The sequence below is a fragment of the Streptomyces sp. 378 genome (genome assembly GCF_030124145.1).
Taxonomy (GTDB): Bacteria; Actinomycetota; Actinomycetes; order Streptomycetales; family Streptomycetaceae; genus Streptomyces.
In genome coordinates, this window is the sequence record NZ_JASKMS010000002.1 from 217,796 (window position 1) to 231,763 (window position 13,968).

General features: G+C 72.4%; 15 protein-coding genes. 5 read left to right on the forward strand and 10 right to left on the reverse strand.

What is annotated here, in order from left to right; genetic code table 11:
- Positions 1-48: 48 nt before the first annotated feature.
- Positions 49-1,470, forward strand: coding sequence for a lipase maturation factor family protein (locus tag QNO09_RS03895; RefSeq protein ID WP_283968601.1), 1,422 nt, complete (start codon positions 49-51; stop codon positions 1,468-1,470).
- Positions 1,471-1,490: 20 nt separating this feature from the next.
- Here QNO09_RS03895 and QNO09_RS03900 read toward each other — a convergent pair whose 3' ends face one another.
- The 5 genes from QNO09_RS03900 to QNO09_RS03920 are packed head-to-tail and all read right to left on the reverse strand — an operon-like array spanning position 1,491 to position 5,761.
- Positions 1,491-2,324: an amidohydrolase family protein gene (locus tag QNO09_RS03900; protein ID WP_283968602.1), complete on the reverse strand. Its 834-nt coding sequence runs from the start codon at positions 2,322-2,324 to the stop codon at positions 1,491-1,493.
- Entirely contained in the window at positions 2,321-2,677 is a 357-nt protein-coding gene (locus QNO09_RS03905) for an L-rhamnose mutarotase (protein WP_283968603.1), read from the reverse strand. The genes QNO09_RS03900 and QNO09_RS03905 overlap by 4 nt, the downstream gene beginning before the upstream one ends.
- Positions 2,677-3,669, reverse strand: a complete 993-nt coding sequence (locus QNO09_RS03910; RefSeq protein ID WP_283968604.1) for an aldo/keto reductase — start codon at positions 3,667-3,669, stop codon at positions 2,677-2,679. Before QNO09_RS03910 ends, QNO09_RS03905 begins: the two co-directional genes overlap by 1 nt.
- Complete coding sequence (locus QNO09_RS03915) at positions 3,666-4,421, reverse strand: SDR family NAD(P)-dependent oxidoreductase (RefSeq protein ID WP_283968605.1); 756 nt, start codon at positions 4,419-4,421, stop codon at positions 3,666-3,668. Before QNO09_RS03915 ends, QNO09_RS03910 begins: the two co-directional genes overlap by 4 nt.
- Entirely contained in the window at positions 4,418-5,761 is a 1,344-nt protein-coding gene (locus QNO09_RS03920) for an L-fuconate dehydratase (RefSeq protein WP_283968606.1), read from the reverse strand. The genes QNO09_RS03915 and QNO09_RS03920 overlap by 4 nt, the downstream gene beginning before the upstream one ends.
- A gap of 172 nt (positions 5,762-5,933) precedes the next feature.
- Between QNO09_RS03920 and QNO09_RS03925 the strand changes: the two genes are divergently transcribed.
- Positions 5,934-6,638: a FadR/GntR family transcriptional regulator gene (locus QNO09_RS03925; protein ID WP_283968607.1), complete on the forward strand. Its 705-nt coding sequence runs from the start codon at positions 5,934-5,936 to the stop codon at positions 6,636-6,638.
- Between the two features lie 45 nt (positions 6,639-6,683).
- On the opposite strand, the gene QNO09_RS03930 is transcribed toward QNO09_RS03925, so the two are convergent.
- Positions 6,684-7,157 (reverse strand): carboxymuconolactone decarboxylase family protein, encoded by a 474-nt coding sequence (locus QNO09_RS03930; RefSeq protein WP_283968608.1) that lies wholly within the window; start codon positions 7,155-7,157, stop codon positions 6,684-6,686.
- Between the two features lie 317 nt (positions 7,158-7,474).
- Here QNO09_RS03930 and QNO09_RS03935 point away from each other — a divergent pair, with 317 nt between their 5' ends.
- Positions 7,475-8,842 carry an amidase gene (locus QNO09_RS03935; protein WP_283968609.1) on the forward strand — a complete coding sequence of 456 codons (1,368 nt, stop codon included), beginning with the start codon at positions 7,475-7,477 and terminating at the stop codon, positions 8,840-8,842.
- A gap of 216 nt (positions 8,843-9,058) precedes the next feature.
- On the forward strand, positions 9,059-9,478 hold the full coding sequence (locus QNO09_RS03940; RefSeq protein WP_283968610.1) for a VOC family protein: 420 nt from the start codon (positions 9,059-9,061) through the stop codon (positions 9,476-9,478).
- 55 nt (positions 9,479-9,533) lie between these two features.
- Here the strand turns inward: QNO09_RS03940 and QNO09_RS03945 are convergent, their stop codons facing one another.
- Both QNO09_RS03945 and QNO09_RS03950 read right to left on the reverse strand, forming a co-directional pair.
- Positions 9,534-10,016 (reverse strand): GNAT family N-acetyltransferase, encoded by a 483-nt coding sequence (locus tag QNO09_RS03945; RefSeq protein WP_283968611.1) that lies wholly within the window; start codon positions 10,014-10,016, stop codon positions 9,534-9,536.
- A 54-nt stretch (positions 10,017-10,070) separates the two neighbouring features.
- Positions 10,071-10,244 (reverse strand): hypothetical protein, encoded by a 174-nt coding sequence (locus QNO09_RS03950; RefSeq protein ID WP_283968612.1) that lies wholly within the window; start codon positions 10,242-10,244, stop codon positions 10,071-10,073.
- A gap of 499 nt (positions 10,245-10,743) precedes the next feature.
- Here QNO09_RS03950 and QNO09_RS03955 point away from each other — a divergent pair, with 499 nt between their 5' ends.
- Positions 10,744-10,986, forward strand: a complete 243-nt coding sequence (locus tag QNO09_RS03955; RefSeq protein WP_283968613.1) for a hypothetical protein — start codon at positions 10,744-10,746, stop codon at positions 10,984-10,986.
- On the opposite strand, the gene QNO09_RS03960 is transcribed toward QNO09_RS03955, so the two are convergent.
- Together QNO09_RS03960 and QNO09_RS03965 are read right to left on the reverse strand one after the other, a co-directional pair.
- Complete coding sequence (locus tag QNO09_RS03960; RefSeq protein ID WP_283968614.1) at positions 10,965-12,467, reverse strand: SDR family NAD(P)-dependent oxidoreductase; 1,503 nt, start codon at positions 12,465-12,467, stop codon at positions 10,965-10,967. The genes QNO09_RS03955 and QNO09_RS03960 overlap by 22 nt on opposite strands.
- 104 nt (positions 12,468-12,571) lie before the next feature.
- On the reverse strand, positions 12,572-13,915 hold the full coding sequence (locus tag QNO09_RS03965) for a wax ester/triacylglycerol synthase family O-acyltransferase (protein WP_283968615.1): 1,344 nt from the start codon (positions 13,913-13,915) through the stop codon (positions 12,572-12,574).
- Positions 13,916-13,968 lie beyond the last annotated feature (53 nt).

Sequence of the window (13,968 nt, forward strand, 5' to 3'; positions counted from 1 at the left end):
ACGTGACACCCGGGTCGGGAGCCGCACAGGGAGGAGGGACGCACGGCCGTGGACTGGTTCACCGCGTCCGACTACTGGCTGACCCGGCTGGTGTTCCAGCGGGCGCTGGCCGCCGTCTACCTGGTGGCGTTCCTGACGGCGGCCCTCCAGTTCCGCGCGCTGATCGGGCGGCGCGGCATGCTGCCGGTGCCGCGGTTCGTCGAGCGGGTGCCGTTCAAGCGGGCGCCGAGCCTGTTCCAGCTGCACTACTCGGACCGGTTCTTCGCGCTCTGCGCCTGGACGGGTGTCGCCGTGTCGGCGGCACTGCTGGCCGGGCTGGACGCACTGCTGCCGCTGTGGGGCGGCATGCTGCTGTGGCTGGTGCCGTGGGTGCTGTACCTGTCGATCGTCAACGTCGGGCAGACCTGGTACTCGTTCGGCTGGGAGTCGCTGCTGCTGGAGGTCGGCTTCCTCGCCGTGTTCCTCGGCAACGACGAGGTGGCGCCGCCGGTCGTGGTGCTGTTCCTGCTGCGGTGGATCCTGTTCCGCGTGGAGTTCGGCGCGGGACTGATCAAGATGCGCGGCGACGCGTGCTGGCGGAAGCTCACGTGTCTGGACCACCATCACGAGACGCAGCCCATGCCCGGCCCGCTCAGCTGGTTCTTCCACCATCTGCCGAAGCCGCTGCACCGCGTCGAGGTGGCCGCGAACCACCTCACCCAACTCGTGGTGCCCTTCGCCCTGTTCACCCCGCAGCCCGTCGCGTCGGCCGCCGCCTCGCTGATGATCGTCACCCAGCTGTGGCTGGTGCTGTCGGGCAACTTCGCCTGGCTGAACTGGATCACGATTGTGCTGGCGCTGTCGGCGGTGCGGTTCCCGGCCGATCCGCCGGAGGTTGCCGACGCGCCGCTCTGGTACGTCGTCGTGGTGTCGGCGGTCGCGACGGGGCTGGCCGGCCTCAGCTACCGGCCGGTCCGCAACATGCTCTCCCGCCGTCAGGTCATGAACCGCTCCTTCGACCCGCTCCATCTCGTCAACACCTACGGGGCGTTCGGCAGCGTGAGCCGGGTCCGCTACGAGGTCGTGGTGGAGGGCACGGCGGACGACGTGCCGCGTGCCGAGTCGGACTGGCGGGAGTACGAGTTCAAGGGCAAGCCGGGCGATCCGCGGCGCTGGCCGCGGCAGTTCGCGCCCTACCATCTGCGGCTCGACTGGCTGATGTGGTTCGCGGCCCTGTCCCCCGCCTACGCCGAGCCCTGGTTCGGAGCGCTGGTGGAGCGGCTGCTGGAGAACGACCGGGACACCCTGAGACTGCTGCGCCGCTCGCCGTTCCCGCCGGACGAGCCCCCGCGGTACGTGCGCGCCCGGCTGTTCCGCTACCGCTACACGACGTGGCGCGAGCTGCGGGAGACGGGCGCGTGCTGGGAGCGGACTCATGTACGGCAGTTCCTGCCGCCGACGCGGCTGGCGGCTCCGGATCAGAAGCCGTAGAGGCGGTCGGCGGCTCCGGATCACAGGCCGTAGACGCGACTGGCCGTGGTTTCCAGGATCTGCGCGTGGTCGCGCGGGTCGGTCAGCCGTCGGGTGAGGTCCGGGGTGTCGCCGTAGGGAACCGCGAGGGTGGACACCGGCCAGTCCGAGCCGTGCATCAGCCGCTCGGGACCGAACGCCTCCAGGGCCACGTCGGCGTAGGGGCGCACGTCCTCGACGGTCCACGAGGCGAGGTCGGCCTCGGTGAGCAGGCCGGACAGTTTGGCGACCGTGTTCGGCAGGGCGGCCAGGGCGCGCAGGCCGGACGCCCAGGGTTCGAGCGCGCCGGAGGCGATGGGAGGTTTGCCGAGGTGGTCGAGGACGAAGGTGAGGCCGGGCAGGTCCTCGGCGGCCCTGACACAGGCGGGCAGCTGGTGCGGGAGCACCACCAGGTCGTAGACGAGTCCGGCGTCGGCGACGGCGGCCAGTCCGCGGCGGACGTCCGGGCGCAGCAGCCACTCGGGGTCGGGTTCGCCCTGGACCTGGTGGCGGACGCCCTTGAGGTACCGGCCGCCGGGGAGGGCGCGCAGCCGGGCGAGTTCGTCGGCGACGCCGGGGCGGGTGAGGTCGGTCCAGCCGACGACTCCGGCGATCAGGTCGTGCCGGTCGGCCAGGGCCAGGAACTCCGGGGTCTCCTCGGGCACGGTGACGGTCTGGACGAGGACGGTGCGGCCCACCCCGGCACTCCTCGCCTCGGGTTCGAGGTCCTTCATCGTGAAGTCGCGTCGCAGCGGGGCGAGTTCGGGGCCGGTGATCCAGTCCTGGTCGCGGACGGACAGGTCCCACACATGGTGGTGGGCGTCGACCACGGTCATGACGGCAGCTCCCACACCACGGGCAGACCGGCGTCGGCGCCTTCGCCGGAGTAGTCGTGCACGACGTCCAGCAGTTCGGCCATGCGGGCCTGCCAGGCCACGTTGACCGGCGGCTTCTCGAGTTCGGCGAGGAGGCGGGGGTAGTCCTCGCACTCCAGGACATGGAACAGGTCGGTGCCTCCCCCAAGCTCTCGGCTTCGCTCGAGCAGGGGGGACCCCCATCGCCAGATCGTCCAGGAGGTGGCGCCGGCCGCGCGGATGGCGTGGGTGAGTTCCTCGGGGACCTCGCGGTGGGCCGCCTCGTACCGGTCGATGCGGTCGGCGCGGACCTTGGTGTGCAGGGCGACTCTCATCACGGCTCCCTCGGCGGCTCGGCGGGGACGGGTGCGTCGGCGGGCAGCAGGCCCTTGCCGCGCAGGTCCTGCCAGAAGGCGGCGGGTACGCGCGCGGCGAACTGGTGGGCGCTGTCGCGGACTTCGTGGGTCGAGCGGGCCCCGACCAGGACGCTCGCCACGGCCGGGTGGGCGGCGCAGAAGGCCAGGGCCGCGGCGCGCAGGGTGGTGCCGTGGCGGTCGGCGACGGACTTCAGACGCAGGGCGCGCTCGACCAGCTGGGAGGGGGCGACGGTGTAGTTGTACGGTGCCCCGGGCTCGGGGTTGGCCAGCAGACCGGAGTTGAAGGCGCCGCCGATGACGACGGATGTGCCGCGTTCGTGGGCCGCGGGCAGCAGATCGGCGAGGGCGCTCTGGTCGAGCAGGGTGTAGCGGCCGGCGCACAGCACCACGTCCACGTCGGTGTCGCGGACGAAGCGGGTGAGCATCCCCGCCTGGTTCATGCCGGCGCCGATCGCGCCGACCAGGCCTTCGGAACGGAGTTTCTCCAGCGCCGGGTAGCCCTCCCGGAAGGCCGCTTCGGCGTGCTCGTCCGGGTCGTGGAGGTAGACGACGTCGACCCGGTCGAGGCCGAGGCGTTCCAGGCTGGCCTCCAGGGTGCGGCGGATGCCGTCGGCGGTGAAGTCCCACACGCGGCGGTGCGTCGCGGGCACGGCGAAGCCGCTCGCCAGGTCGTCACCGGTGCTGTCCGAGGGCTCCAGGCGGCGGCCCACCTTGGTGGAGACGGTGTACCGGTCCCGGGGGTGGTCGCGCAGGGCGGCCCCGAGGCGCCGTTCGGACAGGCCGAGACCGTAGTGCGGGGCGGTGTCGAAGTAGCGGATGCCCCGCTGCCAGGCCGCCTCCACGGCCTCGTGCGCCTGTTCCTCTCCGACCTCGGTGTACAGGTTGCCGATGGCGGCGGCACCGAAGGACAGGGCGCTGACCTCGACGGCGCTGCGGCCGAGCCGGTTCACCGGGCCACCGGGCGCAGCCGCAGGCCCTGCATGCCGCCGTCGACGGCGAGCGCGGTGCCGGTGGTGGCGCCGGACAGCGGGCTCGCCAGGTAGGCGACGGCACCCGCGACCTCGGCCGCCGAGACGAGCCGGCCCGTGGGCTGGCGGGCTTCCAGGGCGGCGCGTTCGGCGGCCGGGTCGGGCGCGGCGTCGAGGAGTCGGCCGACCCACGGGGTGTCGACGGTGCCGGGGTTGACGCAGTTGACGCGGATGCCCTCGCGGACGTGGTCGGCGGCCATGGCGAGGGTGAGGGAGTACACCGCGCCCTTGGTGGCGCTGTACAGGGCGCGCTGCGGCAGGCCGGCGGTGGCGGCGATGGAGCAGGTGTTGACGATCGCGGCGTGTGCGGAGGCGCGCAGGTGCGGCAGGCAGGCGCGGGTGGTGCGGACCATGCCGACGACGTTGACGTCGTAGACGCGGTGCCATTCGTCGTCGGAGTTGTCCTCGACGGTGCCCTGTGCGCCGATGCCGGCGTTGTTGACCAGGATGTCGAGGCCGTCGAGGACGGCGACCGCGGCGGTGACGGCCTGGCGCACGGACGCGTCGTCGGTGACGTCCGCGCGGTGACCGAGCAGCGGCTTGCCGACCGGCGACGGGTCGAGGTCGAGGACGGCGACGCGGGCGCCGCGCTCGGCCAGCAGTTCGGCGGTGGCCCGGCCGATACCGGAGGCGCCGCCCGTCACCAGGGCCTTCAGGCCCTCGAAGTCGCTCATGCGACCTGCTCCTTCTTCGTCTCGTCGAGGCCGGCGGCCCAGAACCCGCCGGCCGGGTAGCTGTACCGCGCCAGCGACTCGGGCCGCATGGCCGCCGAGAAGCCCGGCGCGGTGGGTGCCGTGTAGTGACCTTCGCGGATCACCACCGGGTCGAGGAAGTGGTCGTGCAGATGGTCGACATATTCGATGACGCGGTTCTCGGTGGTGCCGGTGAGGGCCACGTAGTCGAACATCGACAGGTGCTGGACGAGCTCGCACAGGCCGACGCCCCCGGCGTGCGGGCAGACGGGTACGCCGAACTTGGCGGCCAGCAGCAGGATCGCGAGGTTCTCGGGGACACCGCCGACGCGGGCCGCGTCGATCTGGACGACGTCGAGCGCACCGGCCTGGAGGAGCTGTTTGAAGACGATCCGGTTCTGCACGTGTTCGCCGGTGGCGACCTTCACGGGGGCGACGGCCCGGCGGATCGCCGCGTGGCCGAGGATGTCGTCGGGGCTGGTGGGTTCCTCGATCCAGTACGGGTCGAACTCGGCGAGGGCCTTGGTCCAGCGGATCGCCTCGTCGACGTCCCAGCGCTGGTTGGCGTCGACGGCCATGCGGAGGTCCGGGCCGATGACCGAACGCGCCACCCGGCAGCGGCGGATGTCGTCGTCGAGGTCGGCGCCGACCTTGAGCTTGATCTGCCGGAAGCCGTCGGCGACGGCCCGGGCCGCGAGCCGGGTGAGTTTCTCGTCGTCGTAGCCGAGCCAGCCGGGCGAGGTGGTGTAGGCGGGATAGCCGCGCTCCAGCAGGCGGGCCGTGCGCTCCTCGGCGCCCTGCCGGCCCTGGCGCAGAAGGGTCAGGGCCTCCTCGGGGGTGAGGGCGTCGGTGAGGTAGCGGAAGTCGACCTGGCGCACGATCCACTCGGGCTCGGCCTCGGCGAGCAGCCGCCACAGCGGCAGGCCGGCGCGTTTGGCGGCAAGGTCCCACACGGCGTTGACGACGGCGCCGATCGCCATGTGCATCACGCCCTTCTCGGGTCCGAGCCAGCGCAGCTGGCTGTCGCCGATGAGGTCGCGGTTCAGCGTGGAGGGGTCGGCGCACAGCCCGTCCAGGTCGCGGCCGACCAGATGTCCGCGCAACGCCTCGATCGCGGCGACCTGGACCTCGTTGCCCCGCCCGATGGTGAAGGCGAATCCGTGCCCCTCGTGCCCGTCGGCCCCGTCCGTGCGCAGGACGACGTAGGCCGCCGAGTAGTCGGGGTCCGGGTTCATCGCGTCGGAGCCGTCGAGCTCGCGCGAGGTGGGGAAGCGGATGTCGTGGGTGTCGACCGCGGTGATGCGGGCGGGCGTCGGGGACACGGAGGGCCTTTCGATTCGGGTGCGAAGGTGTTCCAGCAGATGCCCGCATACTTATCAGACCACTCCCTCGCCGAAACACCCTCGTGCGGCCGTTTTCCCTGCTTTCGGTCCTTAGTGGTCCGACCACCTGGCTGGTTAGACTGCGGCGGAGCACGGTGATCGGAGGAATGGCGTGGACGACGAGACAGCCCCGCAGAAGGGCACCGTGACACAGCGCGCCATCGAGCGGATCAAGGCGATGATCGGCGAGGGCCGGCTGGAACCGGGTCAGCGGCTGCCCACCGAGCGCGATCTGGCCGCCCAGCTCGGCATGTCCCGCAGCTCGATGCGGGAGGCGATCCGCGCGCTCACGGTCCTGGGCGTGCTGGAGGCCCGGCACGGCTCGGGCATCTACGTCACCCGGCTGGAGGCCGGCGATCTGCTGGAGACCTTCGGTGTCGTGGCGGACCTGTCGCGCGGCCCGCAACTGGTGGAGCTGCTGGAGATCCGGCGCACCCTGGAGTCGACGGCGACGGCGCTGGCCGCCGCGCGGATCACCGAGGACCAGCTGGCCGAGGTGGAGAAGCACTTGGCGGCGATGAACGCCACGGACGATCCGGAGGAGATCCTCGCCCACGACCTGGCCTTCCACCGCGAGATCGCGGTGGCCGCGGGCAACGAGACGATGGCCGCGATCCTGGAGGGCCTGTCGTCGCGGACGTTCCGCGCCCGCGTCTGGCGCGGCTACCAGGAAGAGGGCGCCTACGCCCGCACCCGCCGCGAGCACGCCGCGATCCACCGGGCCCTGGCGGCCCACGACCCGGAGGCGGCCCGGGCGGCGGCGGCCGCGCACGTGGCCGAGGTGGAGCAATGGCTGCGGGCGCAGCTCGGGCCCTGAGGGTGCCCGGGCCCCAGGGGTGTCCCAGGGCCCGGTCCGCCGCGGCTACGTGAACTGACCCGGCTGGTAGTCCCCCGCCGGCTGCTGCAGGATGACGTTCAGCCGGTTCGCGGTGTTCATGAAGGCGACCAGGGCCACCAGCGCCATGAGCTGCTCCTCGTCGTAGTGCTTGACGGCCCGTTCCCACACCTCGTCCGGGACACCGCCCGCGCCGTCCGCGACGCGGGTCCCCTGCTCGGCCAGTTCCAGCGCGACACGCTCGGCCTCGGTGAAGACCGTGGCCTCCCGCCAGCCCGCGACCAGGTGGAGACGTACGGCGGACTCGCCCGCCGCCGCGGCCTCCTTGCTGTGCATGTCGATGCAGACCGCGCACCCGTTGATCTGGCTGACGCGCAGCGAGACCAGTTCCCGCGTGGCGGCCGGCAGCGGTGACTCCGTGACCAGCCGCCCCACGGCGGCGAACTGCTTGACGAGCCTGCTCCCGCTCGGGAGGGCGAAGATGTCCAGTCGTGCGCTCATGGTGAGCTCCTCTGCCGTTGTCGGTGCGTACACCCCTGAGAGGCAGCGGCTCCCCACGATGTGACATGGACGAAGGTGACCTGCGTCTCCCGCCGTCCGCCGGGCGCGCCGCAGCCGGAGCGTCACCGGCTCGAGCGGGCGCGGGCGCAGCGCCCGTCCTCCCGCTTGCGCGGAGCCTCCCGCAGCAGGGCCGCAGCTCACGGCATCGTCCTGGTACCGAGACCGCCGGCGATCTCGACGCGCGGTCGTCATCGGGTGCACAGTTCTCCGTACGTACTCGCCAGTAAGCCCGTCCCCGCGCATCCCGAGGAGCCCCTGTGACCACCTGGGCCGGCCGCACCGCCGCCGAGATAGCCGCCGCCGTCCGCGAGAAGCGGGTCACGCCACGCGAGGTCGTCGCCGAGCACCTCGCCCGGATCGAGCGGCTCGACGGCCGGGTGGGGGCCTTTCGCGCGGTGCGTGCCGAAGCGGCCCTGGCCGAGGCCGACGAGGTGGCGGCGCGCGGTGACGTCGCCGGACTGCCGCTGGCCGGGGTGCCCGTGGCCGTCAAGGACAACCTGGCCGTGCGCGGCGAGTCCCGGCGCGTCGGCTCGGCCGCCACACCGGACACACCGGCCGCTCGGGACCATGTGACGGTGGCCCGGCTGCGGGCGGCGGGCGCGGTGGTCGTGGGGCTGACGAACGTGCCCGAACTGTGCGTCTTCGGCACCACGGACGGTGTGCTGGGCATCGCCCGCAACCCCTGGGACCTGTCGCGCTCGGCGGGCGGTTCGTCGGGCGGCAGCGCGGCCGCCGTCGCCGCCGGAATGGTGCCGATCGCCCTCGGCAACGACGGAATGGGCTCCCTGCGCATACCGGCCGCCAACTGCGGTCTGGTCACCATCAAGCCCGGGCGGGGGGTGGTCCCGACCGGTGACGGGGACAGCACCTGGTTCGGCATGTCGGAGAACGGGCCGCTCGCCACGACCGTCGAGGACGCCCGTCTGATGTTCTCGGTCCTCGCCGGCATCGAGCCCGGGACCGATGCCGATGCCGGTGCCGGTGCCGGTGCCGGTGCCGGTGCCCTCAGGGTCGCGGTGTCGCTGCGCAGTCCGCTGGTCGGCGTCACCATCGGCCGCCCGTACGCGGCGGCCGCCCGGGACGCGGCCGGGCTGCTGATGAGGGCGGGCCACCAGGTCCGGCGTGCCGACCCGCCCTACCCGATGTCCCTCGCCACGACGTCCCTGGCCCACTGGACGGCGGGCACCGCCGCGGACGCCCGGCCCCTCGATCCTCGACTCCTGACGCGACGCACCCGCGTCCACGCCCGGCTCGGTCGGCCCTTCCTGCACACCGTGAGCTCGGGGGCGAGCCGGGAGCGGCTGCTCCGACGACTGGAGCCGTTCTTCGCCGAGCACGACGTGCTGCTCACGCCCGCGCTCGCCCGCCGCTCCCCGAAGGCCGGGCCCTGGCACGAGCGGGGCTGGCTGAGCAACGTACTGGCGAACACGAACTACTCCCCCTTGACACCCCCGTGGAACCTGACCGGCTGGCCCGCCATGTCCGTGCCCTGCGGGACGCTCCCGTCCGGTGCCCCGTGCGCCGTGCAACTGGTGGGCCGCCCCGGCACGGAGTCCCGACTCCTGGATCTGGCCGGGCAGTTGGAGGAACGAAACCCGTGGCGGCGTACGGCGCCGATGGACTAGGGTCGGCCGGGTGACTGCCGGGTCGGCCGTAGGCCATGCACGAGTGAGGCGCCCGGCCTCGGCGTGAGCGCGGCGGGGGTGACCCCGCCCGGGCCCACCCGAGAGCCGGAGAGGGCACGCGCCCCGCCTCTCGTCTCCGTGTCTTCATCTGTCTTCCTCCCCGCGCCCCTCAGCGGCGCTTCACCACGGACACCGAGACCGGAGACGAACCCACGCATGTCCCGCACCGAGCACACCACCGAACTGCCGACCGCGATCGCCCACCTGAACCACACCGCCGTCTACGCCCGCGACCGCCGACTGTCCGCGGAGTTCCTCGTGGCCGTCCTGGGGCTGCGGGTGGGAGCCCCCTTCGGCCCGTTCCTCCCCGTGGACCTGGGCAACGGAGTGACCCTCGACTACTACGAGATGACCGGCGAGCCGATCCAGCCGCAGCACTACGCGTTCCTCGTGCCCGAGGAACAGTTCGACGGCATGATCGACCGCTTGGAGGCGCTCGGCGTCACCTACTACGCCGACCCGAACCACACCCGGCCCGGCCGGGTCAACGACCTCTTCGGTGGCCGCGGCGCCTACTTCGACGACCCGGACGGCCACAACATGGAGATCATGACCCGCCCGTACGCCCGGCCCTGACCGCCTTCCCCGGGACCTTCCGGGTCATCACCCAGTGGTGCTCACCAGGACTGCTCTACAACGCCCGGTGCATGATGTGCAGTCCCACTCTGCCGTGCCGAGGGTGGTCGAACGCGTCGGGCACGGTGCCGAGGACGGTGAAGCCGAGGGAGGCCCACAGTCTCACGGCCGGGTTGGTCTCGACGACGGCGTTGAACACCATGCCCCGGTAGCCCGCTGCCCCGGCCTCGGCCAGGAGGTGCTCGGCGAGGGCCCGGCCGTAGCCGCGGCCGCCCTGGTCGGGGTCGACCATGAAGCCGGCGTTGGCGATGCGGCCCGCGGGGCCGCCGTAGTTGGGGGTGAGGTAGGCGGAGGCGACGAGAACGCCGCTTTCGTCCTCGACGACGTAGACGCGTTTCGCCGGGCTCATCCACAGGACCCGGGCCTCCTCCTCGGAGGTACCCGGGTCCCAGGCGTAGGTCTCGCCCGCGGCGACGATGCGGTGCCAGAAGGGCCAGATGCGAGGCCAGTCGTCAGCTGTCGCTTCCCTGATCAGCATGGATGTGAGTCTGGCACGTCCCTGCGCCGCGATCGCGCTGGGGTCTGCCCGCCGTCAGTCGACGCTGGGCAGGATGTGGGGCTCCGCGAGGTCGTCCTCGTAGCCCGCCAGGCGGATGGGGGCCGAACGGGCCCACACGTCGAGGCTGCCGAGCTCGTCGACCCGTCGGCCGACGCGCTCGCCGCGTTCCTTGGGGCGCTGATCGCGATTCGTCTTCTCCGGTGTCACCGCGCACTCCTTATGTGTCGGTCACCCTCGGGACGTACGCGCCGGTCCTGCTGCGCCTGACGCCCGCTCGGGCAGCTGTGCCAAATGCAGTTCGGACGCGGTGGCGCCGGTTCGACTCACGGGAGAGCAGGCCGTGATGAACCGGCTGGTCCCATGACGGACCGTGGGTGTGGGTAGGACCCCGTGTGTTGTCCGTCCGCATCAGACTAACCAGATGAGCGGAGCCCCGCTCGATGGGGCTGGAAACAGCCGGTAACAATCGCGCGTCATCTGCCGTTCAACTGGTGTTTCCGTGCGGGTTTGTAGGTAGAACGGCGTTTTTCGAATCACTCGAACGGCGTAGGTCGGCGACGGCGCTTTCCAGCCGGTCGCGCAGTCCACGTGCCGTTGGCCGCATCGCGAGCTCGCCGCTCGGCTGCCGTACGGCAGCCACCCTCTCGCAGATGTGCGCCTGCCGGGGCGCCCGGGATCGCGCGGCCCGCCGGTCGACCTCCATGTCGTGGGTCTGCCGCAACCCGTCGGCGGGCCGCTGCGGCCCGGCGGCCCGACCGACCACGCGGCCGAAGCCAGGACGACGACACCCTCCTCGCTCTTCGAGGAGGGCCGCGGCCGGTTTCGACGCCGGGTCCCGAAGGACCCGCGCCCGGTCCTGGAACTGCTCCCGCCTGCGACTCCCGCCTCGCGCCCGTCGACTGACGGCTCGTCACGGGACGTGCGCGACTACCACTTCCCGGGCGCGTAGTCCTTCATGAAGACCCCGTACAGGTCCTCCCCCGCCTCGCCCCGCACGATGGGGTCGTAGACCCGGGCCGCGCCGTCGACCAGGTCGAGCGGCGCGTGGAACCCCGCCTCGGCGAGGCGCAGCTTGTCGTAGTGCGGCCGCTCGTCCGTGATCCAGCCCGTGTCGACCGAGGTCATCAGGATGCCGTCCGTCTGGAACATCTCCTGGGCGCTGGTGCGCGTGACCATGTTCATCGCGGCCTTGGCGGCGTTCGTGTTGGGGTGGCCCGCCCCCTTGTAGCCACGCCCGAAGACGCCTTCCATCGCCGAGACGTTCACCACGTACGCCCGTCCGCTCGCCGCCTGCCTCGCGGCCTCGGCCATGGCCGGCCGCAGCTTGCTGATCAGGATGAACGGCGTCGTGTAGTTGCACAGCTGGGTCTCCAGCAGTTCCACGGGCGAGATCTGCTCGATCGTCTGCACCCAGGTGTTGGAGTCGACCACGTCGGGCACGAGCCCGCCCGCGTCGATCGCCGTGCCGTCGAGGTGCCGCTCGACGCTGGCGTTGCCCGCGACCAGGGCCAGGTCGGCGACCTGCTGGGCGTCCAGGCCACTGGTCCCGAGGGGCAGCGCGGCGATGCCGTCGACGGCGCCGGAGTTGAAGGCGCCGATGACGTGGTGGGCGGGCAGCTCACCGGCGGGCAGCGGCGCGCTCTCGCCCTCGACCAGCGCGGCGTAGGCGGAGGGCAGGCGGCGCACGGTCTGCGTCGCGTTGTTGACGAGGATGTCCAGCGGACCCGCCTCGGCGACCTGGTCGGCCAGGGCAACGGCCTGCGCCGGGTCGCGCAGGTCGATGCCGACGACCTCCAGGCGGTGCATCCAGTCCGCGGAGTCGTCCATGGCCTTGAAGCGGCGGATGGCGTCCTTCGGGAAGCGCGTGGTGATCGTGGTGTGCGCGCCGTCGCGCAGCAGCCTCAGCGCGATGTACATGCCGATCTTGGCGCGGCCGCCGGTGAGCAGGGCGCGCTTGCCGGTGAGGTCGGCGCGGACGTCGCGCTTCTCGCGGTTCACGCGGGCGCAGTCGGGACAGAGCTGGTGGTAGAAGTAGTCGACTTCCACGTACCGGGACTTGCAGGTGTAGCAGGAGCGCGGGCGCTGGAGTATCCCGGCGATCCTGCCCTCCTCGGTGTTCGACGACGGCAGCAGGCCCTCGGTCTCGTCGTCGATGCGCTGGGCGGAGCCGGTCGCGGTGGCCTCCGTGACCGCCCTGTCGTGGGCGGTCTTGGCGGCCCGGCGTTCCTGGCGGCGGCGCTGTTTGACCGTGCGGTAGACGCCGGCCGTGGCCCGGCGCACCGCGATCGCGTCCGGGTGGTCGACCTCCAGCTTGTCGAGTTCCTCGAGCACGCCGAGGCAGACGGCCAGCCGCTCGGGGTCGATGCCGGGTCCGTACGAGAGCCCGCCGGCCTCGTCCATGGCCTGCGGGCCGTCCTCTGTCACCGTCATCGCCGCTGTCGTTCCCTGCTCTGCCGTCGCGGCGCGCCGGTCGCGCCCGCTTTCGAACGGCGAATTTTACGGAGCGTCGGGCCGCACCGCCAAACTCGCCTTGATCACGACCGGCAGGCCTTGATCAGCGTGGCCACCTCCTTCGAGACGGCCGTGGCGAACAGATCGAGGTCAGGGACCGCCTCTCCGTCGGCGACGAGGCCGTAGTGGACGCTTCCCCGGTAGGTGGAGACGGCGACCGCCAGGGAGTGGCCGGGGGCCAGCGGGGCGAAGGGGAAGACGGCGGTGAGCGGGTGGCCGCCGAGCTTCAGCCCCAGGCTGGGCAGGGGCACGCTGGTCACCAGGATGTCGAACCAGAGCCGGGCCGCCTGGCCGACCAGGGGGCCGCCGAGCCGGTGGGCCAGGGCGGGTACGTGGTCGGCGAGCAGGGCGACGGCGCCCGCGCCTCGATTGGGGCCGGCGTCCTTGTTGCGATCCATGGCGTCCCGGACCGAGGCGAGGCGTGCCAGCGGGTCCGGGTCGTCCACCGGAAGCCGTATCAAGTACCCGGAGAGCCGGTTGCCCTGCGGGTAGGCGGTGCGCGGGCGGCGCTTGGAGACGGGGATCAGGGCACGGGGCGCGACGTCCTCGCTGCCGTCGCCGCGCTCGTCGAGCCAGCGGCGCAGAGCGCCCGCGACGACCGCGATGAGCACGTCGTTGACGGTGCCGCCGACGGTCTTGCGGACCCGGTGCACGTCGTCGAGGTCGAGCGCCACTCCGGCGGTGCGGCGGGTACCGCTCGGCTCGCAGGTCAGCGCGGGGGTGGTGCGCACGTCGAGGGAGGAGCGGGCGACGGACGCGCCGATGTCCAGGGCGCGGCTCACGTCGGACAGGGCGCCGCGCATCATCCCGGGCAGGTCGCGCACGTCGGGAAGCAGGGGGCGCGAGGGCGCGGCAGGACGGGGCCGGGGCGCGGGCATGTCCATCGGGTCCATGACGCCCGCGGCGAGCGTCAGCGCCCGCAGCCCGTCGGCCAGGGCGTGGTGGAACTTGAACAGCACCGCGAAGCAGACGCCGTCCTCGCCCGGCAGCACATGGGCCTCCCAGGGCGGCCTGCCACGCTCCAGCGGACGCTCCATGAGCCGGCCCGCGACCGTGTGGAAGTCGGCGGTCGGGGCGTGCAACCGCACATGGTTCAAAGGGTCGAAGTCCGGATCCGCCTCGCGGGCGGCACCACCGAAGGCGAGCGGCCTGCGCAGGGCGGAGGGCAGCGGCTGCCACACGTCGCGGATACGCATCCGCAGCCCGGGGACACCGGCGGCCCGGGCCGCGAGCAGGTCCGCCGCATGGGCGCCCGCGGCGGGTGAGTGAGCCGAGAAGATCCCGAGCGCACCGAGGTGCATCGGGTGTTCCGCGGACTCGATGTTCCAGAACGCCAGGTCGAGGGGGGCGAGCAGGTCAGCAGTCAAGGGGCTTGCCTCGCATGGACGACGGGTGGGCCAGCAGTCAACCGCCCCCAGCC

Bases quoted from the DNA above. Each gene is read 5' to 3' on its own strand.
- QNO09_RS03900 (WP_283968602.1), bottom strand. From the start codon at position 2,324: ATGACCGTGGTCGACGCCCACCACCATGTGTGGGACCTGTCCGTCCGC.
- QNO09_RS03905 (WP_283968603.1), bottom strand. From the start codon at position 2,677: ATGAGAGTCGCCCTGCACACCAAGGTCCGCGCCGACCGCATCGACCGG.
- QNO09_RS03915 (WP_283968605.1), bottom strand. From the start codon at position 4,421: ATGAGCGACTTCGAGGGCCTGAAGGCCCTGGTGACGGGCGGCGCCTCC.
- QNO09_RS03960 (WP_283968614.1), bottom strand. From the start codon at position 12,467: ATGACGGTGACAGAGGACGGCCCGCAGGCCATGGACGAGGCCGGCGGG.
- QNO09_RS03930 (WP_283968608.1), bottom strand. From the start codon at position 7,157: ATGAGCGCACGACTGGACATCTTCGCCCTCCCGAGCGGGAGCAGGCTC.
- QNO09_RS03940 (WP_283968610.1), top strand. From the start codon at position 9,059: ATGTCCCGCACCGAGCACACCACCGAACTGCCGACCGCGATCGCCCAC.
- QNO09_RS03945 (WP_283968611.1), bottom strand. From the start codon at position 10,016: ATGCTGATCAGGGAAGCGACAGCTGACGACTGGCCTCGCATCTGGCCC.